The sequence below is a fragment of the Pseudomonas sp. ICMP 460 genome (genome assembly GCF_002723595.1).
Taxonomy (GTDB): domain Bacteria; phylum Pseudomonadota; class Gammaproteobacteria; order Pseudomonadales; family Pseudomonadaceae; genus Aquipseudomonas; species Aquipseudomonas kitaguniensis.
Genome location: NZ_LKBR01000046.1, coordinates 47,382 through 68,956, shown reverse-complemented (window position 1 = coordinate 68,956; position 21,575 = coordinate 47,382). Strand labels below are relative to the sequence as shown.

At 58.1% G+C, this 21,575-nt stretch carries 19 protein-coding genes, 1 tRNA gene and 4 pseudogenes; 13 read left to right on the top strand and 11 right to left on the bottom strand.

Annotation, left to right across the window (positions count from 1 at the left end; all coding sequences use genetic code 11):
* Positions 1-3: 3 nt before the first annotated feature.
* The 7 genes from AO240_RS22935 to murB are packed head-to-tail and all read left to right on the top strand — an operon-like array spanning position 4 to position 4,525.
* Positions 4-639, top strand: coding sequence for a MotA/TolQ/ExbB proton channel family protein (locus tag AO240_RS22935; RefSeq protein ID WP_099239489.1), 636 nt, complete (start codon positions 4-6; stop codon positions 637-639).
* Complete coding sequence (locus AO240_RS22930) at positions 636-1,064, top strand: biopolymer transporter ExbD (RefSeq protein WP_099239487.1); 429 nt, start codon at positions 636-638, stop codon at positions 1,062-1,064. The genes AO240_RS22935 and AO240_RS22930 overlap by 4 nt, the downstream gene beginning before the upstream one ends.
* Positions 1,064-2,074 (top strand): tetraacyldisaccharide 4'-kinase, encoded by a 1,011-nt coding sequence (gene lpxK, locus AO240_RS22925; RefSeq protein WP_099239485.1) that lies wholly within the window; start codon positions 1,064-1,066, stop codon positions 2,072-2,074. The genes AO240_RS22930 and lpxK overlap by 1 nt, the downstream gene beginning before the upstream one ends.
* A gap of 24 nt (positions 2,075-2,098) precedes the next feature.
* Positions 2,099-2,284, top strand: a complete 186-nt coding sequence (locus AO240_RS22920) for a Trm112 family protein (protein WP_003174668.1) — start codon at positions 2,099-2,101, stop codon at positions 2,282-2,284.
* The gene (kdsB, locus tag AO240_RS22915; RefSeq protein WP_058415462.1) at positions 2,281-3,045 is read left to right on the top strand and encodes a 3-deoxy-manno-octulosonate cytidylyltransferase; all 765 of its coding nucleotides are present in this window, start codon (positions 2,281-2,283) and stop codon (positions 3,043-3,045) included. The genes AO240_RS22920 and kdsB overlap by 4 nt, the downstream gene beginning before the upstream one ends.
* Complete coding sequence (locus tag AO240_RS22910; RefSeq protein WP_099239483.1) at positions 3,045-3,509, top strand: low molecular weight protein-tyrosine-phosphatase; 465 nt, start codon at positions 3,045-3,047, stop codon at positions 3,507-3,509. Before kdsB ends, AO240_RS22910 begins: the two co-directional genes overlap by 1 nt.
* Positions 3,506-4,525, top strand: a complete 1,020-nt coding sequence (gene murB, locus AO240_RS22905; protein WP_099239481.1) for a UDP-N-acetylmuramate dehydrogenase — start codon at positions 3,506-3,508, stop codon at positions 4,523-4,525. The genes AO240_RS22910 and murB overlap by 4 nt, the downstream gene beginning before the upstream one ends.
* Positions 4,526-4,598: 73 nt before the next feature.
* On the opposite strand, the gene AO240_RS22900 is transcribed toward murB, so the two are convergent.
* Positions 4,599-5,270: a Bax inhibitor-1/YccA family protein gene (locus tag AO240_RS22900; protein WP_099239479.1), complete on the bottom strand. Its 672-nt coding sequence runs from the start codon at positions 5,268-5,270 to the stop codon at positions 4,599-4,601.
* 152 nt (positions 5,271-5,422) lie between these two features.
* Here AO240_RS22900 and AO240_RS22895 point away from each other — a divergent pair.
* Positions 5,423-5,513: transfer RNA gene (locus AO240_RS22895), tRNA-Ser, on the top strand.
* A gap of 127 nt (positions 5,514-5,640) precedes the next feature.
* On the opposite strand, the pseudogene AO240_RS29085 reads toward AO240_RS22895, so the two are convergent.
* Positions 5,641-5,751: pseudogene (locus tag AO240_RS29085) on the bottom strand (integrase); the annotation flags it as partial.
* 166 nt (positions 5,752-5,917) lie between these two features.
* Here AO240_RS29085 and AO240_RS22885 point away from each other — a divergent pair.
* Positions 5,918-7,351, top strand: a complete 1,434-nt coding sequence (locus tag AO240_RS22885) for a hypothetical protein (protein ID WP_143505451.1) — start codon at positions 5,918-5,920, stop codon at positions 7,349-7,351.
* A gap of 215 nt (positions 7,352-7,566) precedes the next feature.
* Here AO240_RS22885 and AO240_RS22880 read toward each other — a convergent pair whose 3' ends face one another.
* On the bottom strand, positions 7,567-8,469 hold the full coding sequence (locus AO240_RS22880) for an acyltransferase (protein ID WP_158231400.1): 903 nt from the start codon (positions 8,467-8,469) through the stop codon (positions 7,567-7,569).
* Positions 8,470-9,073: 604 nt separating this feature from the next.
* Between AO240_RS22880 and AO240_RS22875 the strand changes: the two are divergent.
* Positions 9,074-10,294 (top strand): annotated as a pseudogene (locus AO240_RS22875) (xanthine dehydrogenase family protein molybdopterin-binding subunit); the annotation flags it as partial.
* Here AO240_RS22875 and AO240_RS22870 read toward each other — a convergent pair.
* On the bottom strand, positions 10,283-10,489 hold the full coding sequence (locus AO240_RS22870) for a hypothetical protein (RefSeq protein ID WP_099239469.1): 207 nt from the start codon (positions 10,487-10,489) through the stop codon (positions 10,283-10,285). The pseudogene AO240_RS22875 and the gene AO240_RS22870 overlap by 12 nt on opposite strands.
* 22 nt (positions 10,490-10,511) lie before the next feature.
* The gene (locus tag AO240_RS22865) at positions 10,512-11,285 is read right to left on the bottom strand and encodes a carboxymuconolactone decarboxylase family protein (protein WP_099239467.1); all 774 of its coding nucleotides are present in this window, start codon (positions 11,283-11,285) and stop codon (positions 10,512-10,514) included.
* Positions 11,286-11,451: 166 nt separating this feature from the next.
* Between AO240_RS22865 and AO240_RS22860 the strand changes: the two genes are divergently transcribed.
* Together AO240_RS22860 and AO240_RS22855 are read left to right on the top strand one after the other, a co-directional pair.
* Positions 11,452-12,360, top strand: coding sequence for a LysR family transcriptional regulator (locus AO240_RS22860; protein ID WP_099239465.1), 909 nt, complete (start codon positions 11,452-11,454; stop codon positions 12,358-12,360).
* Positions 12,361-12,452: 92 nt separating this feature from the next.
* Complete coding sequence (locus AO240_RS22855) at positions 12,453-13,463, top strand: aldo/keto reductase (RefSeq protein WP_099239463.1); 1,011 nt, start codon at positions 12,453-12,455, stop codon at positions 13,461-13,463.
* 30 nt (positions 13,464-13,493) lie between these two features.
* On the opposite strand, the gene AO240_RS22850 is transcribed toward AO240_RS22855, so the two are convergent.
* The gene (locus AO240_RS22850; protein WP_099239461.1) at positions 13,494-14,477 is read right to left on the bottom strand and encodes an aldo/keto reductase; all 984 of its coding nucleotides are present in this window, start codon (positions 14,475-14,477) and stop codon (positions 13,494-13,496) included.
* 106 nt (positions 14,478-14,583) lie between these two features.
* Between AO240_RS22850 and AO240_RS22845 the strand changes: the two genes are divergently transcribed.
* Positions 14,584-15,519 carry a LysR family transcriptional regulator gene (locus tag AO240_RS22845; RefSeq protein ID WP_099239459.1) on the top strand — a complete coding sequence of 312 codons (936 nt, stop codon included), beginning with the start codon at positions 14,584-14,586 and terminating at the stop codon, positions 15,517-15,519.
* Positions 15,520-15,697: 178 nt separating this feature from the next.
* Here the strand turns inward: AO240_RS22845 and AO240_RS22840 are convergent, their stop codons facing one another.
* From AO240_RS22840 to AO240_RS22820, 5 genes and pseudogenes are all read right to left on the bottom strand, one after another.
* Positions 15,698-17,902 (bottom strand): lipase family protein, encoded by a 2,205-nt coding sequence (locus tag AO240_RS22840; RefSeq protein WP_177445859.1) that lies wholly within the window; start codon positions 17,900-17,902, stop codon positions 15,698-15,700.
* Between the two features lie 12 nt (positions 17,903-17,914).
* Entirely contained in the window at positions 17,915-18,634 is a 720-nt protein-coding gene (locus AO240_RS22835) for a hypothetical protein (RefSeq protein ID WP_099239712.1), read from the bottom strand.
* 107 nt (positions 18,635-18,741) lie between these two features.
* Positions 18,742-19,449 carry a hypothetical protein gene (locus AO240_RS22830; protein WP_099239457.1) on the bottom strand — a complete coding sequence of 236 codons (708 nt, stop codon included), beginning with the start codon at positions 19,447-19,449 and terminating at the stop codon, positions 18,742-18,744.
* A gap of 464 nt (positions 19,450-19,913) precedes the next feature.
* A pseudogene (locus AO240_RS22825) lies at positions 19,914-20,222 on the bottom strand (contractile injection system protein, VgrG/Pvc8 family); the annotation flags it as partial.
* A 480-nt stretch (positions 20,223-20,702) separates the two neighbouring features.
* Positions 20,703-21,517: pseudogene (locus AO240_RS22820) on the bottom strand (SDR family oxidoreductase).
* Positions 21,518-21,575 lie beyond the last annotated feature (58 nt).

Sequence of the window (21,575 nt, the reverse complement as noted above, 5' to 3'; positions counted from 1 at the left end):
ACTGTGTGGGAATTGGTCAAATCCGGCGGCTGGATGATGTTGCCGATCATCATGAGCTCCATCGCCGCACTCGGCATCGTAGCCGAACGCCTGTGGACCCTGCGCGCCAGCCGCATCACCCCTGAACACCTGCTGGGGCAGGTGTGGGGCTGGATCAAGAACAAGCAGTTGGACAAGGAAAAGCTCAAGGAGCTGCGCGCCGATTCACCGTTGGGTGAAATTCTGGCCGCTGGCCTCGCCAACTCCAAGCATGGTCGCGAGATCATGAAGGAGTGCATTGAAGAGGCTGCCGCCCGCGTCATCCATGAAATGGAGCGCTATATCAACGCGCTCGGCACCATTGCCGCGATGGCGCCGTTGCTCGGCCTGCTGGGTACGGTGCTGGGCATGATTGATATTTTCAGCTCGTTCATGGGCTCGGGCATGACCACCAACGCCGCCGTCCTCGCCGGCGGTATTTCCAAGGCGCTGATTACCACGGCAGCGGGCTTGATGGTCGGCATTCCCTCGGTATTTTTCCACCGTTTCCTGCAGCGGCGTATCGACGAGTTGGTGGTCGGTATGGAGCAAGAAGCGATCAAGTTGGTGGAAGTGGTGCAGGGCGATCGTGATGTAGATTTTGTCGAGGGCCGAGTGTGAAATTTCGCCGCAAGCGACGGGAAAATGTCGACATCAACCTTGCGTCGCTGATCGACGTGGTGTTCATCCTGCTGCTGTTTTTTGTCGTCACCACCACTTTTACCCGGCAAACCCAGCTGCGTGTCGACTTGCCGGAAGCGGTGAGCGGCTCGCCAGCCGAGGACCAGGAAGTCAAACAACTGGACGTTGCCATCAGTGCCGATGGGGTGTTTTCGGTGAATAACCAGTTGCTCGAGAAAAACGACCTCACCAGCCTCATGGAGGCGCTGCAGAAAGAGTCCGGCGGCGATACCAACATGCCGCTCTCCATCAGCGCCGATGGCAAAACCCAGCACCAAGCCGTGATCACCGCGATGGACGCGGCCGGCAAGCTGGGTTTCAGCCACTTGCGCATGACCACCGTTGAGGCGGCGGCGCAGCCCTGATGGCCCTGTCTGATCGTTTGGTCAACGCCTGGTACAAGGGCCATCCGGCACTCGCGCTGCTGCGCCCGCTCGAATCGCTGTATCGCCGAGTGGTGCAGCGCAAACGTGCGCGCTTTCTGGCGGGCGAGGGCGAGATCTATCAATCGCCCGTGCCGGTGGTGGTGGTTGGCAATATTACGGTGGGCGGCACCGGCAAGACCCCATTAATTCTATGGCTGATCGAGCACTGTCGTCGCAGTGGCTTGCGCGTCGGCGTTGTCAGCCGTGGCTACGGCGCCAAACCGCCGCAGTTGCCGTGGCGAGTCGAGGCCAGCCATAGCGCCGGGATTGCGGGTGATGAGCCGTTGCTGATCGTGCAGCGCTGCGGCGTTCCATTGATGATTGACCCTGATCGCGGTCGCGCCGTAAAGGCGCTGCTGGCCAGCGAGCCGCTGGACTTGATCCTTTCCGATGACGGCCTGCAGCATTACCGTTTGGCGCGTGACCTTGAGCTGGTGCTGATCGACGCCGCGCGCGGCCTCGGCAACCGCCGTTGCCTGCCCGCCGGGCCGTTACGCGAGCCGGTCGAGCGTCTGCAAAGCGTCGATGCGCTGCTCTACAACGGCGCAGGCTCTGATCCCGAAGGCGGTTTTGCTTTTCGACTGGTCCCCGCGGCATTGGTTAACCTGAGCACCGGTGAGCGCCAGCCGGTCGACTATTTTCCGGTTGGTCAGCCGGTGCATGCGGTCGCCGGCATCGGCAACCCGAATCGTTTCTTCAATACCCTTGAAACGCTACACTGGCAGCCAATACCGCATGCGTTTGCCGACCACGCGCCGTACAGCGCAGAGGTGTTGAATTTTGCCCCGTCATTGCCGCTGGTCATGACCGAAAAGGACGCGGTGAAGTGCCGCGCCTTTGCCCAGCCCGACTGGTGGTACCTTGCGGTGGATGCGCTGCCGTCGCCCGCGTTTGTCGCCTGGTTCGACACGCAACTGATGCGCTTGCTGCCCGCCCGACGTTTGCCTTAAATCGCTTTTTTCCAGGAAACACTCATGGACACCAAACTGCTCGATATTCTCGCTTGCCCGATCTGCAAAGGCCCGCTCAAGCTCAGCGCCGACAAAACCGAGCTGATCAGCAAGGGCGCCGGCCTGGCTTACCCGATCCGTGATGGCATCCCGGTGATGCTGGAGAGCGAAGCCCGCACCCTGACCACCGATGAGCGCCTGGATAAATGACCACCGCCTTTACCGTTATTATTCCTTCGCGTTACGCGTCGACCCGCCTGCCGGGCAAACCGCTGCACTTGATCGGCAACAAGCCGATGATCCAGCTGGTGTGGGAGCAGGCCTGCAAAAGCAGCGCCGAGCGCGTTGTAGTTGCCACCGATGACCCGCGCATCATCGAAGCCTGCAAGGGTTTTGGTGCCGAGGCGGTGCTGACCCGCGAAGACCACAACTCCGGCACCGACCGCCTGGCCGAAGTCGCCACGCAGTTGGGCCTGGCGCCCGATGCAATCGTCGTCAATGTGCAGGGTGATGAGCCGTTGATCCCGCCGAGCGTGATCGACCAGGTGGCCGCCAACCTGGCGGCGCATGGCGAAGCGCGCATGGCGACTCTGGCTGAGCCGATCGAAGACATCGACACGCTGTTCAACCGCAACGTGGTGAAAGTGGTCAGCGACATCAATGGCCTGGCGCTGACGTTCAGCCGCTCGATCCTGCCGTGGGCGCGAGACGCCTTCGCCAAGCACCCCGACGTATTGCCGGAGGGTGTGCCGTACCGCCGCCACATCGGCATCTACGCCTACCGCGCCGGTTTCCTGCACGATTTCGTCAGTTGGGGCCCGTGCTGGCTGGAAAGCACTGAGTCGTTGGAGCAACTGCGTGCCCTGTGGCACGGCGTGCGCATCCACGTAGGTGACGCCCTCGAAGCGCCGCCCGCCGGTGTTGACACTCAGGAAGACCTTGAGCGCGTCCGTCGCGTTCTGGGGGCCTGATGGAGGTTCTGTTTGTCTGCTTGGGCAATATCTGCCGCTCACCGACTGCCGAGGGCGTCCTGCGGCATAAGTTGCGCGAAGCCGGGCTGGCCGGCCAAATCGAAGTAGCGTCAGCCGGGACGGGCGAATGGCACGTCGGTAACCCGCCGGACCAGCGCAGCCAACGCGCGGCACGGGCGCGCGGTTATGACCTGTCGGCGCAACGTGCTCAGCAGGTCTCTCGCGCCGACTTTGCGCGTTATGACCTGATCCTCGCCATGGACCACAGCAACCTGCGCAACCTCAAGGCCTTGCAGCCGGCGCACGGCAAGGCGGAGCTGGACGTGTTCCTGCGCCGCTACGACGGCGAAGTGGAAGAAGTGCCAGACCCTTACTACGAAGGCGAACAAGGCTTTGAACGGGTGCTTGATCTGATCGAGCGTGCATGTGATCTATTGGTGATCGAATTGAAGGGGCGTTTATGAGCCTGCATGTGCTTGCGCAGGTGTCGCTCAAGCCATTCAACAGCTTTGGCATCGACGTACGCGCCCAATGGTTCGCCGAGGCGCGCAGCGACGCCGAGGTGCGTGAAGCCCTGGCCTACGCCGCCGCGCACGCGTCGCCGCTGCTGGTGATCGGCGGTGGCAGCAATTTGCTGCTGACCCAAGACATACAGGCGTTGGTGGTGCGCATGGCGACCCAAGGCATTCGAGTGCTCCAGGATGATGGCCTGCACGTGGTCGTTGAGGCTGAAGCGGGCGAAGCCTGGCACCCCTTTGTGCTGTGGACCCTGGAACACGGTTTTTGCGGTTTGGAAAACCTCAGCCTGATCCCCGGCACCGTCGGCGCCGCACCGATGCAGAACATCGGCGCTTACGGCGTGGAGATCAAGGATGTGTTTGCCGGCCTGACCGCGCTGGATCGTCAAACCGGCGAACTGCGCGACTTCAGCCTGGCAGAATGCAACTTCGCCTACCGTGACAGTCTGTTCAAGCACGAAACCGGGCGCTGGCTGATCCTGCGCGTGCGTTTTGCCTTGAGCCGCGTCAGCCACCTGAAACTCGACTACGGCCCCGTGCAACAGCGCTTGGCCGGGCAGGGCATCACGCAGGCGACGCCCAGCGATGTCAGCCGCGCCATTTGCAGCATTCGCCGCGAAAAATTGCCGGACCCGGCTGAGTTGGGTAATGCAGGCAGTTTTTTCAAAAACCCGCTGGTGTCCACGGCGTTGGCCGCAGAACTACAGGCGAAGTATCCCGACTTGGTGGCGTACCCGCAGCCTGACGGGCAAATGAAGCTTGCCGCCGGTTGGCTGATCGACAAGGCAGGCTGGAAAGGCTTTCGTGAAGGCGATGCGGGCGTGCATAAAATGCAGGCACTGGTGCTGGTCAACTATGGCGCCGCCACCGGGCAAGACATTGCCAACCTGGCGCGGCGTATCCAGCAGGATATTGCTCAACGCTTCAAGGTGACTCTGGAAATGGAACCCAACCAGTACTGAGCCTGCAACCGCCGTATGAAAACAAAAATGCCCCGTATCTTTCGATACGGGGCATTTTTTATAGCACTAACAATCAGTCATCGCGGCTCATGATGCCGAAGATCTGCAACAGGCTGATGAACAGGTTGTAGATCGATACATACAGGCTAACGGTCGCCATGATGTAGTTACGCTCACCGCCATGAATGATCGCGCTGGTCTGGAACAGGATGCACACAGAGGAGAACAGCACAAAACCCGCGCTGATCGCCAACTGCAAGCCGCTGATCTGGAAGAACATGCCCGCAACCACTGCCGCCAGCAACACAAAGAAGCCTGCGGTGATGAAACCACCCAGGAAGCTCATGTCCTTGCGGCTGATCAGCACATAAGCCGACAGACCACCAAACACCAGCGCCGTCATCGCAAACGCCGAGCTGACCACTTCCGCGCCGCCGGCCATGCCGAGGTAACGGTTAAGGATAGGGCCGAGGATAAAGCCCATGAAACCGGTCAAGGCAAATGCCGACACCAGGCCCCACGCCGAGTCACGCAGCTTGTTGGTCAGGAAAAACAGACCGTAGAAGCCGATCAACACGACAAAGATATTCGGGTAGCCAACGCGCATTTGCTGCGCCACGAACGCCATCACGCCGCTGAATGCGAGCGTAAGGGCGAGCAAGCCATAGGTATTGCGCAAGACGCGGCTGACTTCAAGCTGCTCAGCCTGCGCGTTGCCATTCACTGCGTAATTCTGATCGCGCATGGCGACACTCCTTCAGTTTTGAAACGTTCAGTCGCAAAGATCATAACAGACGCTCTGTAACAAGCGATGGCGAGAGTTTGACAGTGTGTTTCATTCGGGTATTATGGCGCCCGCTGAGGCAGGAAGGTCTACGATAATCCTGTGATGCAAAAGGGAAATTGGCAGAGTGGTTGAATGCACCGGTCTTGAAAACCGGCGAACGTTAATAGCGTTCCCAGGGTTCGAATCCCTGGTTTCCCGCCAAGATTTACACGAGAGCCCCGCGAAAGCGGGGCTTTTGCGTTTCTGGGGTTTGGTCAAGCCATGCTCTTGACTCTCTACCGTTTGCGCATCATTTCAGGTGGTTTGCGCAACTACTCGCGAGTTTCGGTCAGCGGGCGGGCTTCACGATCTCCCCGACACGTCGATAAACCGTAGCGGTAATTCGCTTGTCCGTGTGCCCCGGCAGTCGGCTGGCTTCGCCCGCATCCAGAATGTCAGTGTGCAGGCCTCGACTGCAAAGACAGCGCTCCAGATTTTCTCGTTCGCGTAAAAGTCTCTCGGCGCTTCTGCAGGCGCTGGCGGCAGAGTTGTGCTCGGTGCGCCCTCCCAGCCTGACTGCTGCGGGGTCATGTATTGTATATTCTCGTTTTTCAGGAAGTGGACGAATGAACAATTTGGCTGTGGCTTTGATGTTGGGTGTCACCTCTTCGGCGGCTTTTGCTGAGGCAATCCCTGAATCTATCGAGCATCATGTAAGCATCGTCACGGACGACGCTGTCCAGGCGCCCAGCTCTCTTCTCGTGATAAAGAATACGACCAGTATTTCCGATGCTGTGTCTGCACACCATAAGGCTATGGGCCCCCTGGGATCTGGATATGCTTTCCACGCCTTGGACGAGGGTGATGGGGGTGGCGGCGGTGGCGCCATTGGTGGCGCTACTGCGCGTACGAATACGGCTGATGCGATCGTCGGTAATCGTCGCGCGGACGGCCCAGGCAACGGTGTAATCGGCACCCGGTGGGAAAGCGGGGCCGGCTCCGGCGTTTATGGCTTGATGCGCGGCACTGGATCGGGCAGCGGAGTGACTGGCTACAAGGTTCTCACCGGCTCTGGCCATGGTGTTTACGGCAAGAATGAATCTAAAGACGGCGCGGGTGTTTATGGCGAGCGCCTGAATGATGCTGGCCCTGGATATGGCGTTCTTGGTTATGCGAAGGGCGCCACAAGCATCGATAACGCATCGGTAGCGGGCCTGAAAAAACAAGGCGACTGGGGTTACTCGATGTTGGCCGACTCTCGCGGACGTGACTCAGCGCTGCGGGCTTTTTCTGCGCGTAATGCAGCAATGGCCATTGATTCGATGACGGATGGCACCAACACCTCGCCAGTATCGAACACTTTTGAGCGTGCAAACGGGGCGTATGGAGTTGCCGCCTCAACCCTGGTTTCGGGTGGTGGCACGCGGACAGGTTCTGTCGCCGCATCCGTTTCCAGTGTTGAGCCTTCCGAAGTGTCCACTGGTAAAGGCAGAGTCACCGCGCAGGAAGCCCGCATCAGCAGCGCTGTGACCGGCTCGGAGGATGCGCGTGGTAACAGCTCCACCGTCCTTGCCACTGACGGAAAAGAGGCATCGGGCTATCGAGCAATCGTCGAGGGCCGCAATGATACAAACTATGGCGTCTACGCAAATGCGGTTGGCGGTAAAAGCAACTATTCCGGCTACTTTGTTGGCGACGTGCAGGCCGGTCGCGTGATGACAGTTACTGATAGCCGGCTTCAGGATATTCATGGGGAAGTTGATTACGCCAAGAGCATGCAGCGGGTATTGGCGAACAAGGTCTACGTGTCTGATCGCTATGTGGTTTGGAAAGAGACTGATGCCAATGGCGTAGTCACTGAAAAACGCCAGAAGATCGCCACGAATGAAACAGGAAACCTTGCCCAGGATGTCCAGGCAACCAACCCAGATTCAGTCACGGTTAATCCGGATGGTTATCTGTCCGTATCGGACCGTGAAGAGCTCTATCAGTTGAAAGCAGCGGTTATCTATTTGACGCGCCAACTTCAAGAGAAAGGCATTGATGTAACCCCAAAATAGAAAGCATTTAAAATAAACCCGGCCACTTCGGCTGATCGGCGCTGCTCGGCCAATTCGAAGTCCGCATGATTGCGGACGTGAGAGCCAACGGGTTTCAGAGCTGTCAACAATGCTCGATTCTAAATGCGCACATCATCAGGGCCACGCTCCGGCGGTGCTGGTTTAGGACCTCGGCAGGTCGCTTGGGCAAGCGGCTTGTCCTCTCGGGAGGCCTTTTATTTCAGTCGTAAAAATGGCTTTTCGATCAGGTACCAACTCGCCAGGCACAGCGGAACAAGGGTAGCAACCATTAACGTGATGAGCGTGACTGGTGAGGTTACGCCGCACACGACGGTGAGATACAGCAACACCGGCATATGGTAGATGTAAATTCCGTAACTTATATCCGGAATGCGAACCGGTAATAACTGCCGACCCGCCATGCCCGCCCATACGGTAGCGAAGGCTTGAAGTACGGGGTGTGAAGACGTGCCCCACGCACAAATGCCAATGAAAAACAGCCAAGGCAAAATGTTGCCTAACTTTAAAAGTGTGGTGCTGTAAATATAGGTCAGGTTCCCGACAAAAAAAGCCGGCGCGAGAAATGAGATTACTTGTGTGCGTGGGCTAAACCCGGAATGGACGACATACGCCGAGATGGCTGAAGACACGGCGAGGAGCGCCCAGATGAAGAGTGGTTTTTTATAAGCGCCAATTGTCCAGAGCAGGGCCAGGCATACGTAGGCCAATTCCTCCCACGCCAGTGACCACAAGGGTGCGTTGGCAAGGCCCGGAAAGCCGTACAGTCCGCCAGAAATCCAATTGATAAACGACGCTTCAACGAACGCCCAATCAATCAGTAAAAAACCTAATACGAATGAAGTGAAAAGTGCTGGAAATATTCGTAATGCGCGTTTTTTTGTGAAGATGACCCACGATCCCGAGGTGGCGTAGCTTTTAAGTACAAGGAAGCCACTGACTGCAAGAAAGGCCGGGACGGCCATTATAAAGCCTGGCCAGCCTACGCTTGGATCGATCGTCGGCCACGTATGCGCGACAACAACTTCCAGCGCTAAAAGTAGCCGAACCAAATCAAAACTGGGGTAGCGGATTAGCGCTATCGAATTTTTTTGAGGCACGTTGATTCCTTATCCTTAATCAGCGGCATCCTACTTTATATTGGTTAACTACTCTATCTGGAACTCGCTTGAAATAGAGCCGCACACTGCTCTCGGATTCGGTGTTTACCGCAGGCGCGGGTGGCGCGGGATCTGAAGGTTTCGAGCATTACATGGCCGTGAAAAAACGCGCAGATGCTCACTCAGGGCGACACGCCTGTCTGCGATGCGGTTCGCAGGCTTGAGCGTGTGCGTCGCTCGCACTGACCCGACACCGCTAAACCGCACGGCCTTATGGCGGGTAATGATTTCAAATTGTATCCGCGCGGTTGAAATTTCAGCACCCGTCTCACGCGTTACGGGGCGTTCAGGCTATTCATGAACCGGGCTCACATGCATATGTCGACTGAGCGGCGTAGTCGCCTTGTCTGCTCACCGCTAGATTCGCGCCACGCCAATTAAGCAGGATCAGCCGATGCCTATCGAATGCATCAATACCGTTGAAATACGTCTGCTGGATTGCCGCCTGTTGCCGGCGTTCATGCCCATCGAAGTTGCTTTGGCGCACCCCCAGTCGAAGCGCTGAACTGAATCCAACGTTTGTCGATCAAGTCATCGGAGCGCGAACGTGCTGGTGAATCACCAGAACAGCCCGCTTAATCGAGGCACTCCCACCTCAATGCGTGCGCCTGGCGCCGCGCCCGGTCTGTTTGCGTTGGAGTCGGCAATCGATGAGCTGACACTGTTGCGCGGGGTTGACCCGCTGGCGTTTCGCAAGCTGAACCTGGCCACGCGCGACGAAAGCCTTAACCTGGAATGGTCGAGTAATCATCTGCCTGAAGCGATTGATACCGCCGCCGAACGATTTGGCTGGCATGCACGCAACGCAGTGGTCGGCTCAATGCGTGACGCTGATGAAGTCATTGGCTATGGCATGGGCGCCTGCAACTGGGAGGCCTACCAGGTGCCGACTGACGCGAGAGTTATTATTCGCGCTGACGGCAGCGCGTTGGTGCAATGCGGCCAGCAAGACATTGGCACCGGTACCTACACCGTGGCTGCGCAGACGGTCGCGCAACTGACCGGCCTGCCGTTCGAGCGTATTGAGGTTCAACTCGGTAGCTCCACGTTTCCGCCGGGCGCGTTGGCCGGCGGTTCGTGGGCCACGGCGAGCATCTTGCCGGCGGTCGCTGGCGCTACGCGCGCGGCGCTTGCCAAGCTGCGTGAATACGCGGTGATGAGCGGCGGGCTTCTGGCCGGGGCTAAAGCCGAAACCCTTGCGGTGGAGGCTGGGCATCTCGTCAACGGCGCTCAGCGGGCAAGTTTCGCCGAGGTATTGCGCCACCAACGCATCGCTCGCGCCGAGGGCAACTTTCAGAGCGGGGCAAAGGGCGGCGACTTTTCCTATCGCTCCTTCGGCGCGCATTTTGTCGAGGTACGCTGGGACGCAGGCATTTCGCGGCTGCGCGTGGTACGCGTGGTCAGTGCCATCGATGTGGGCAAGGTGGTTAACCCTTTGGCGGCGCGTAATCAGGTAGAAGGGGCGATCATCATGGGGCTCGGGATGGCGCTGTTCGAAGCCTCGGAGAATGACCCCCGCAGCGGTTTGCCGGTCAACAACAACTATGCCGAGTACGTGGTGCCGGTGCATGCAGACTTGCCCGACATCGACGTGACGTTGCTCGACTATCCGGACTACAACCTCAGCGAGTTCGGTGCGCGCGGTATCGGCGAAATCGGTGTGACCGGCCTGGCGGCGGCGGTTGCGAATGCGGTCTACCACGCCACGGGCAAACGCATTCGCAGCTTGCCTATCACCAAGGAAAAACTGATGTCAGTGCTGTAAGGGCGCCTCAACGCCTGAGTAGGCCAGCACCGTATCTGCGCCCAGTGGGCTGAACGGCATCAAGCCAATATTCAGTTCTTCAAGCACAGGCAGCACTGCAGGATCAACCCGGTGCTGATACAACAGGTCAATTCGGTCGGTGCGCAGGGGCGCACTAGCCAGGTAACGTGGAACGAGCCTGTGAGCTGAATTCATGATTGCTCAACGTGGCGTTACCTCACGCGCGCGAAGCGAAGACTTCCTTGAGTACCGGCACCGCCGACATCGCCTTCGGCCAGCCCACATAGAACGCCAAGTGCGTCACCACCTCGGCGGCCTGGGCGCGGCTGAGGCCGTTGTCCATGGCGCGGTTGAGGTGGACCGGCAACTGCGCCGCCTGGCCTTGGGCGATAAGCGCGGCGACGGTGACCAGGCTGCGGTCACGCGCACTGAGCGTGCTTTGTCGCCAAAGGTCACCGAACAACACGTCATTGGTGTAGCGCGCCAGCTCCGGCGCGACCTCGGCAACCCCGGCTTCGACGGCGGCGCGGCGTTTTACTTCACTGTCCGGGTCAAGTGTCAGCGCGGCGCCAGCGGTTGGCGACATCAGCTCGGCGGGGATATTTCGCTCGCTGAACACTTGCTTGGCCACGCCGGCCGCCGACATTGCGTTGGGCCAGCCGGCGTAGAACGCCAAGTGGGTAATCAATGCGCTGATCTCACTTGGCTTGAGGCCATTGTCGAGCCCCAGTTTGATGTGCCCGGTGAGTTGCGGGGTCTGGCCGCTGGCGATCAGCGCAGACAAGGTGATCAGGCTGCGGTCTCGCGGTATCAGCTCGGTGCGTTTCCACACTTCGCCGAACAGCAACTCGGTGGTGTAGGCGTAAAGCTGTGGGGTGACTTCGAGCACGTCCGCTGAAGGCTTTGGGTCAGGCCGCGGCTGCCCTTGATCGGCGTCCACGGCAGCGGCGAAGAGAAGGGTGGCGAAGGTCGTCGCGCGGAGCATTTTCATCGAGTGTCCCCATTGGCGTGTCGAAACGAATAGACCTGCCCATGGTAGTCAACCGCGACCTATTGATTAAGAGGCATAACCTGCATGGCGTCATGAGTTCAGCTCATCAATGCAACGTGTTCTGATGTAGGCTTTACTGCGATCACTTTATGAATGAGGTTCATCAATGGCGCGCGAAGGATACGGCGACCTTTTGGCATTTGTGGCGGTGGCGCGCGAGTGCAGCTTTACCCGTGCTGCTGCACAGCTCGGCGTGTCGCAGTCGGCGCTGAGCCATACCATCCGCGCGTTGGAAGCCCGGCTGGGTGTGCGTTTGCTGACGCGCACCACACGCAGCGTGGCGCCAACCGAAGCCGGCGAGCAGTTGTTCAACAAACTCGCGCCGCGCTTCGACGAGATTGAGGCCGACCTTGCCGAAGTGGTCGAGCTGCGCGATTCGCCGCGCGGCACACTGCGCATCTCGGCCACTGACTACGCGGCAAACGCAGTGCTGTGGCCGCGCCTGGCGGAGTTCATGCCGCGCTACCCCGATATCAACATCGAAATCACCACTGACTATGGCCTGACCGATATTGTCGCCGAGCGCTATGACATGGGCGTGCGCTTGGGCAACCAGGTTGCCCAGGACATGATTGCCGTTCGAATCGGCCCCGACCTGCGCATGGCGATGGTTGCATCGCCTGCGTACCTGCAAACGCACCCGGCGCCTCGGGAGCCGAACGACTTGGCCGCGCACAATTGCATCAATCTCAGGCTGCCCACGCATGGCGGTTGCTACCCATGGGAGTTGGCCAACGGTGAGCGTGAATTACAGGTTCGGGTGCACGGCCAACTGACGTTCAATGGCACTTACCCGATGCTCGCGGCGGCGTTGGACGGCTGCGGTGTGGCGTATCTGCCTGAAGATCTGGTTAAGGCACACGTTGCCGCCGGGCGCTTGTGCTGGGTGCTGGAAGCGTGGTTTCCGACCTTTGCGGGTTTGCACATCTACTACCCGAGCCGACGGCAGTCGTCACGCGCGCTGGCGCTGGTAGTGGAGGCTCTGCGCTACACGGCACCGACCATTCATGAGTGAGCCTCATGGCCGTATCCTTTTTTTGCGCCTTAATCACCCCTGCGAATCGGTCTAGGATCAATCGATCTTTTGAACGCCGTTGAGGGTTAATGATGAATTACCGTTATCTGGGCCGCAGTGCCTTGAAAGTGTCGCCTTTGTGCCTGGGCGCAATGATGTTCGGCGGCGAGACCGACGAAGCCACCAGCCAGCGCATCATCGACAAGGCCGGTGCCGCCGGTATCAACTTCATTGACACCGCAGATGCTTATCACGGCGGGCGCTCCGAAGAGGTGGTGGGCCGCGCCATTGCAGCGCAGCGTGATAACTGGGTGCTGGCGACCAAGTTCGGCTACCCGTCGTCGGCTGAGGCTGGCCCGAATCAACAGGGCCAGTCACGCAAGTGGATCATGCAGAACGTCGAGGCCAGCCTGAAACGTCTGGGCACCGACTACATCGACATCCTGTATTTCCACCGCACCCTGAGCGATGCGCCGATGGAAGAGGGCTTGCGCGCAATCGACGACCTGATTCGCCAGGGCAAGATCCGCTATTACGGCGCGTCCAACTTCCACGGCTGGAAAATCGCCGAAATGGTGCGCATCGCCGATTCGTTGGGCATCCAGCGGCCGACCGTCAGCCAACCGTTGTACAACATCGTCAACCGTATTGCCGAAGTCGAGCAACTGCCAGTCGCCGGCCATTATGGCCTTGGCGTAGTCCCTTATAGCCCGCTCGCACGCGGTGTGCTCAGCGGCAAGTACCCGGTGGACGCGCCGCCGCCGGCTGACACGCGTGCAGGGCGCGGTGACAAGCGTATCCAGCAGACCGAATGGCGCCCCGAGTCGTTGAAGATTGCGCAAACCATCGCCCAGCATGCGGCCGACCGCGGCACCACTTCAGTTGCGTTTGCCATCGCTTGGGTACTCAAGAATCAGCTGATCAGTGCGGCGATCGCCGGCCCTCGCACTGAGGCTCACTGGGACAGCTACCTGCAAGCGTTAGGGCTGGAGCTGGGGCCGGATGACGAAAAAGTGGTCGACAGCCTGGTGGTGCCGGGCCATGCGTCGACCCACGGTTTCACCGACCCGGGCTACCCGGTCGAAGGGCGCAAAGTCAGCTGAGCGCACCAAGGCCAGGGGAGGGCGTTCGCGTCAGCGGTTAACCCTCTCCTGCAAGTGCGCAGGGTAGCGATCACCCGCAACCTTGATCTGCTCCAGTTGCGTTGCGATAGCAGCCAGATCGGCGTTGTCCAGAACGAGGCTGGCGGCACCGATGTTCTCTTCCAGTCGATTCAGCTTGGTGGTGCCTGGGATGGGCACGATCCAGGGTTTTTGCGCCAACAGCCACGCCAACGCAACCTGCGCTCGGGTTGCGCTTTTACCCTCGGCGATTTGACCGAGCACCTCGACCAGTTTCGCATTGGCCTTGCGGTTTTCTTCGGTGAAACGCGGCACCAGATTACGGAAGTCGTCGTGCGCAAATTTTGTCTCGGCGTCGATGGCGCCGGTCAAAAAACCCTTGCCCAACGGGCTGAACGGAACGAAGCCGATTCCGAGTTCTTCCAGTAACGGCAGAATCGCCTCTTCAGGCTCACGCCACCATAACGAATACTCACTTTGCAGCGCGGCAACGGGCAGCACGGCGTGCGCGCGGCGGATAGCCTCAGGCCCGGCTTCCGACATGCCAAAGTGCAGCACCTTGCCTGCTTCGACCAGTTGCTTTACCGCCCCCATAACCTCCTCAATCGGAACCTGCGGGTCAATGCGGTGCTGGTAGAGCAGCTCGATGCGGTCAGTCTTGAGCCGCTTCAGCGAGGCTTCGACCACGGCTTTGATGGTCTCGGGGCGGCTGTCGAGGCCTTCAGCCGTCAGGCCATTTTTGAAACCGAATTTGGTTGCGATAACCACCTGATCGCGGATAGGCGCCAATGCTTCGCCCAGTAGTGCTTCGTTGGTGTACGGGCCATACGCCTCGGCGCTGTCGAAGAAATTCACGCCCTTGTCGAAAGCGCTGCGGATCAGCGAAATCGCTGCTTTACGCTCCAGGGCGGGGCCATAGGCGAAACTCAGGCCCATGCAGCCCAAGCCTATAGAGGACACTTCCAAACCGCTTCTGCCGAGCTGACGTTTCAGCATGTTTCGTCTCCTTCGCAAAGTTGTAATGCACAGGTACACTTTAGATTTCTGTGCATTGCTCAACAATTGGCACATCGCTTCATGAGTACCTGAGGGGAATTCACCAATGATCCGTGCCGGCCTGCCTGAGTTGACCGCATTTGTCGCTATCGCTAAGCAACGCAGTTTCAGCGGCGCGGCCAAGATTCTGGGTGTGTCGGCCTCTGCGCTTAGCCACTCCATGCGCGGGCTTGAATCACGCCTGGAACTGCGCTTGTTCAACCGGACCACCCGCTCGGTCGCCTTGACCGAGGCCGGTGAGCAACTTTTCTTGCGCGTGCAGCCGCTGTTGGGCGAGCTCGAATGCGCGGTTAACGACGTCACCTCAGAGCGCAACACGCCTTCGGGCCTGATCCGCCTGAGCGCATCCGAGTCGTCATTCAAACCTCTGCTCCGTCACGTGATGCCGCAATTTCTTCAGGACAATCCGCAGATTCATATCGAGTGCGTGGCCGATAGCCGCCTGGTGGATATTGTCGCTGATGGTTTTGATGCAGGTATTCGCCTGTATGACGACGTGCCGCGCGACATGATCGCGGTGCGCTTCGGCGCCGATGTGCGATTTGCCGCAGTGGCGTCTCCCGCTTACCTGAGTCGGCACCCGGCGCCAATGGCGCCCCACGACCTAAAAGCGCATCGATGCATCCGGTTCCGCTTCGCCAGCGGCACGCTGTTTCGCTGGGACCTGGATCACCTCGGCCGATCCGCCAGCATTGATGTCGATGGGCCGATGACGATGGACAACCTCAATTTGATGACGGAAGCGGCGCTGGCCGGTATCGGCATTGCGTGGCTGCCGGAGCACCAGGTTGAAGACCACTTGCAGGCCGGTCGCCTGGTGCATCTGTTGCCGGATTGGGGGCCGTACTATTCAGGCGCGTGCCTGTACTACCCTGCCAATCGGCACCCCCCGATGGCTTTGCGCATGTTCGTCGAGGCGCTACGCGAATGGGCGCGTAGCCAGGAAATAAACAATCCCGGCGCGGCCGCGCTTCAGCGCTAAGCTGATCGTTCCCACGCTCTGCGCGGGAATGCGTCCCGTGACGCTCCGCGTCACATTGCACAGGCATCGAGAGTTTCCTCTATAGCGGGACTCAGAGCGTCTGAGGCAGCATTGCCACGCAGAGCATGGGAACGATCATGACGAGAATTCGCGACCCATTGTCCGCGCGTCACGCCCGCTAGGTAATGGAATCGATGTCGAATGTATATGGCCCGCTGCTGCGGGAGGCGAACATCGAAGCGACATCGTCCGGCTCGGGAATCATCGCAATTTGCACCTGCAGTGCGTTCTCCCGCTGGCCCTTCCAGCGTTGCAGAGCGGCTTCCAGGTTGGGCGAGTGCGCCGCGCTGCCGTAAACATCCACCCGCCTCAGTGCGCGCACGCGTAATCGTTCAAGCCGCTGCAGTGAATCTTGCAGCTTGTAATACTCGTCGGACAACTCGCTCACCGTTTGCAGGTACTCGGGGTCGTTGTTGCAGTAGCGCAGCGTGTCCATTGTTCGCTTGCGTTGGTCGTGCACCTTGCTGCGCATGGTCGTCAGTGCCGACGCAACCACATCGTATTCACGTTGAGTCACCACCGTGCCCCTGGTTTCCTCGGTTTGTTGCCAGCGTCTAAAGGTCGCCCAGGAAAACGGGATATAGGCCCCCGGTATACTGTGATCAGCAAGGCTCATGGCTTGATCGATAAAACCACCCCGAAACGGCAGGTCGCCGTCTTTGGCCAGCGCACGCGTGCACGCGGCCTCTTCAAGGGAGTCACACCCCGGGTTCCAGAGAATCGACGAAAGTTGCTTTTCGTTGAAGTTCACCGGCATAAAGTGATGCAACGTGCCGTGATGCTCATAAGGCGCGCCACCCACCCGAACCAGGCCTGCGACGAAAATTAAAATGCCTAACACCGGGTTGGTAATAAAAAGTCCCGCAAGCCCGGTAATCCAGATGCTTCGCCGTGCGTTCATCCACGGTGCGGGTACACCGGGGATCATGTCGTTGTTGTTGACCATGCGGTGGTGCGTCAGCGGCTCGGCAGCGGCGACGAATGTGGAATCACCTACACGTGGCGATCCGTAGGTGTAGAGGAGGACGTCGTAGTTCTTGGTTTTATCAGATCGCAATGCTTCCGCCAGCAGTAAAGCAATCGCACCGCCCAGGCTGTGGCCGCTGATAATGATTTTTTGGTCGATGTAAAACCTATTCAGATAGTCCTGAACGAACTTTTTTAACGCCTTATACGCATCGTAAAAGCCATGATGGACGTTGCCTTTACCCTCGCTGAAAGGAACTTGTGCCGCATCCGCGTCACGCCACCAATCTGATAATTCCAACGTTCCACGGATAGCGATCAACACCACCTCGTCATGATGCGTGATAAACGCTTGCGTGCTCTTGCCGCTTAGCCAGTACTCGCTGGTGTCATCAAAAAAATGCAGATTGGCAGGATGTTCCTGAGTGTCGCTCGGCTTGTTTTGCTCATATATTGTTGGGTCGAACGGTAAAATTTCAAAGCGCTTCGAGTAAGGAACTTCCTCATACAGTGGGTAGAAACGGTGAACCGGCGACTGCGAACTGTCCACCTTCCAGCTTTCTCGAAAGTTGGGAAGCGCTTCACCAAAAAAGTTACCCACACTGGGTTCCAGTGGGAAACTCACGGTGTCCACAGGTTTTTTGGCGGGTTTTTGGCCGAAATTGTTGTAGCTCAAGTTCGACATAATCGCGAGCTGGTACAGGTTGAGTGCGCTGAAGGCATTGTCGGTTGAGAGCATGGGCCTGAATGCACGCAGGGGGCGAACCTGTAGTAGCGTGTGCCGGTTAGACAGCAGCCCGACACCCTTCAGAGATAACGGCTCTGGACTAAGCCTCAGTTCATCAAGTGCTCTGATTAAGAGGTCATTCGGCGGGTATTTACGTTTAAGGGGCGGCGGTAAATGCGCGCGCTGTTTGACCAAGTCCCGCACTTCCACTTGGATAAATGTGTCTCCTGCTTTTAACGCGGGGTTGTGTTCGACAGGAAATCCGTCTTTGTGAAAGAAACGGGTTTGTTCGGCGCGGACTTGGAGTTCGGTGATTGGGAGTTTGTACGAGGGACGCTCTGCTAGTCTCTTGTATGGATGTTCTCCTCCCGTATACGCCGTATCTAGCGATAATACGCTTGGCCCTCGATGACAGTTGTCAATTTTGGCGAAACCTTCGGCGTCCAGCGCTCCGCTATATTTTTGCTCTGCGCTATCTTGAAGGGTATAGGCAAGACCAGCGTAGGGTTTGCCATCACCGAATTCGTCCACTAGCTGAAAACTTACCGAATGACCTTTTAATGGGCAGGCAAACATCCTGTCGTTAAAAGAAGGCTTATGCACATCTTCCAGCGGTTTATACGAACCCATCTTTTCATGTCCTTATTCGGTGCAGTTGGGGTAGACGGTGCAGTCACGACCATCAGGCATTTTGAACATTTTGAAATCGATAGTATTCCCAAAGCAGAAAGCATCTAGGTCATCAAGTCCTTTACCCATACATCGCTTCCAACCAGTTGGAAACTTAACCCAGTTGTCACCAACTGCTGGCAGCTCTTCTTCCGCCACCGTCAGCACCATTTTCACGGTCTTGCCCGCTAACTGATCACGTTGCAACGCTGCACCCGCAAGCTGTTTTTGCACGACTCCATTCGCGTCGAGCGCTCGGCACTCCAAGATTTTGACGATGTAGCGACGCGGACCTGTAGTGCGGAAAAACCACTGGCACTGCGCCTGAAAGACAAACGGTCCCGAAATAGGGAAAGGGCGAACTGTTTCCGACGGCTCGTCGCGTATTGTTATACTGGCCCGTTGTAAACTCATTTCCAGTTCACGCTTACCCCACTTCCCCTCGATGTGTAGCACAACTTTTTTCAGAACCATTGAACAGCCCTTCGCTGTGTCTGTGAGCGGTAGCTGCAGTTCCACAAAGTTCGCCGCGTTGCGTTCCTTGCTGCGAAAAGCTTTACGCTTAGAGCACATCTCACCTGATTCTGATTCGTAATGTGTAACCGCACCAATAGTAAAGTTTTCCGGCAATTCAGCCTGAAAAGTGAAACTCTTTGGCTGCACTATTGAGCAGCCCGAAACGACCAACGCCATCGCGCTAACAAATAAGAATCTAAGGTAGTGGGGCGTAACGTGCCGGACGCATATCATGCGGACTGCTCCAGTGACATAGATTTATACGAATCCATTGTTTGATGTCCTTATTCAGTGCAGTTGGGATAGACGGTGCAGTCACGTCCGTCAGGCATTTTGAAATCGGTGAAGGTCGGTGGAGCCTGGCAACGAAAAGTCTCTTTCGTTTCGACGCATGGCTTCCAACCCTTTGGTGTTTCTAGCCATGAACGCCCAAAGTACGGCGTTTCCTCTTTCGCCACCGTCAGCACCATCTTCACGGTTTTTCCCGCTAACTGATCACGTTGCAACGTTGCACCCGCAAGCTGTTTTTGCACGACTCCATTCGCGTCGAGCGCTCGGCACTGTAAGATTTTTACGATGTAACGACGCGAACCCATTGTGCGAAACAACCACTGGCATTGCCCCTGAAAGACCAGAGGTCCCGAAGCAGGAAAAGGGCGAACTGTTTCTGACGGGGCGTCACGTATGGATAAACCCGCAGTGTCCATATCCATGTCCAGGTCACGCTTTCCCCATTTCCCTTCGATATGCAGCACAACCTTTTTCAAAACCATTGAACATCCCTTCGCCGTGTCTGTTAGCGGTAGCTGGAGTTCAACCAGGGGCGTCGTCTTGGGTTGCTTGCTGCGAAAAGCTTTACGCTTAGAGCACATCTCACCTGATACAGATTCATAATGTGTAACCGCACCAACAGTAAAGTTCTCCGGCAGTTCTGCCTGAAAAGTAAAGCTCTCCGTCTGCACTATCGAACAGCCCGAAAATACCAACGCCATTGCGCACGCAAACAAGCCCCGAAAACACTGTGGATTAACCCGACCTAAAACCCTCACACTGATGACTCCCCAGACCAAAACTTCACTTCATTAAACAGGCGCTCGAAGTGAACCTGCGGCGCGTCGCCGTTATGAGGTAACCAATTTTTTATAAGCGGTGGCTCAGCTTCATTCAATTTACTGATAATCAAAAAATGCACCTGTTCAGGCGCCGACCATCCCCACTCCTGAGCCTGCGAGAGTTGTTCCGTCAGCCACTCGCCGGGGTCGTGGCGTTGGCTGAGTCGCATCAGGTCGTCGCTGCGTTCTGCCCACAGATACCGGTAAATATTCGAATGAAGCATCTCCATCGACAGGCTCGCCGGCACTGGAACACTCAGCCACGGTGGGTCGGCAGGCAGCGGGTGTTCGCCGGGAACCGGGTTGTGGGCTATTTCCCAGCCTGCGCCGTGCCAATAACACACACTGATTTGCGAGTAGTGCAGAGCCGGTACCAGGGTCAGGTGATAACGGGTCAGGCGCTTGCCGGCTTCACCCACGCACACCTCCTCGATGCGCCCATGAATACCTTCGCCGTTCAGGCCAAACTGCAAAAAAGCCGGCTGACTGAGCAGGCTCTCCAGATCGAAGTCAGGGTACTCGCTGACCAGTTCAACCTGGAGCGCGTACAAGCTGCTGATGGCTTCGGTGCCGTGAAACGCCAGCACCTTGAAGTCGTTGCGAACAGTGGGAATCACCAACGCGAAGTGCGCAGTATTGGCCGGCGCGTACATGCGCTTATCCTTCATCCGAGAGCGGGGCGGCAGGCGATGCTCAGGCCTCCGGCTTGAACACGCTTAAGTGTCGGGCACGCTAACAAACCGGAAAAAAAACTGATGCAGGACGCTTCCGACACGGCCGTGCGACCGTTCGTAAGCCTGCGCCGAAGTCACGTTGCATGACTTGGGCAGATACTCACTAATGCGGCTGCAGATCCCTAAATCTGACGCGTCCGCTGCGTTGGCCTAAATGACCGCTATCGTAGTGGTAAGAAGGGGATGTACTTCACATGATCGTTCCCACGCTCTGCGCGGTAATGTCGCTTTGGATGCTCTGCATCCAGCGTTAGGTGAAGGCAATAATACCGACGCAGTGACGCGGAGCGTCACGGGATGCATTCCCACGCGGAGCGGGGCAACGATCGCGCTCTTGAACAACGCCTCGCCTGTTTGAGGCGCAATCGCGTTGATAGCGCTGGCTGAAATGCAGCCGCGTTACTCGCCGTACCAATACTGTGCAGTAACGCCGCCATCCATCAAAAAATCGCTGCCGGTGATAAACGTGCCCTCAGGCCCATCAGCAACGCCGCCACGGCACCCACTTCATCGGGCGTACCACCGCGTTTGGCTGCAGAAGATTCGATCATGCGGCGATACCCATCACCACGCGGGCCATTGAGTTCATCGCGCGCCAGCGGGGTGAAAATGATGCCGGGGCTGATCGTATTCACCCGCGCACCACGCTTGCCCCACCGCACCGCTTGCGCAGCCACGCGCAGCGAGTTGGCGCGTTTGGAAATCTGGTAGGCGTTCAGCGACTCGGTCACGCGCTCAGGTTGTAGCATCGGCAACGCGAGCAACTCCTCCGTCGGGGTTAACGCCAGGGCTTTGTTTTGCTCGGCGGTCAGTGCCGGCAAGCGGTGGCCGGACTGCGAGGCGATGACGATTGCCGAGCCACCTTTTGCGATGACCTCACCAAACAATTCCAGCACCAGCGCGGTGCCATACAGGTCGACACGCAAAATAGTCGCAGGCGCAGCCTGGGAGGGGGAAACACCTGCCGCATGGATGACGCCGGTGATGTCGCCAAGGCTCGACGCCAGGCTGACGAGTGCCTGCACGGATTCGCGGGACGACACATCCACGTCGGCCGTCACGACCTCAAAACCCGCATCGCTCAACACCTTGGCGGCGGCATCCGCGGTTTCGCGCCGCAGGTCTGCGAGTACCACGTGTTTGCCGGCGCTGACACGCCGAGCGATGGCCTGGCCAATTGAACCCGCACCCATTACCACAGTGACTTCAGTCATTTTCGCTTCTCTTTGAATGGCTTGACCCCACTCTACGGTGAGGCGCACGCGATGATTA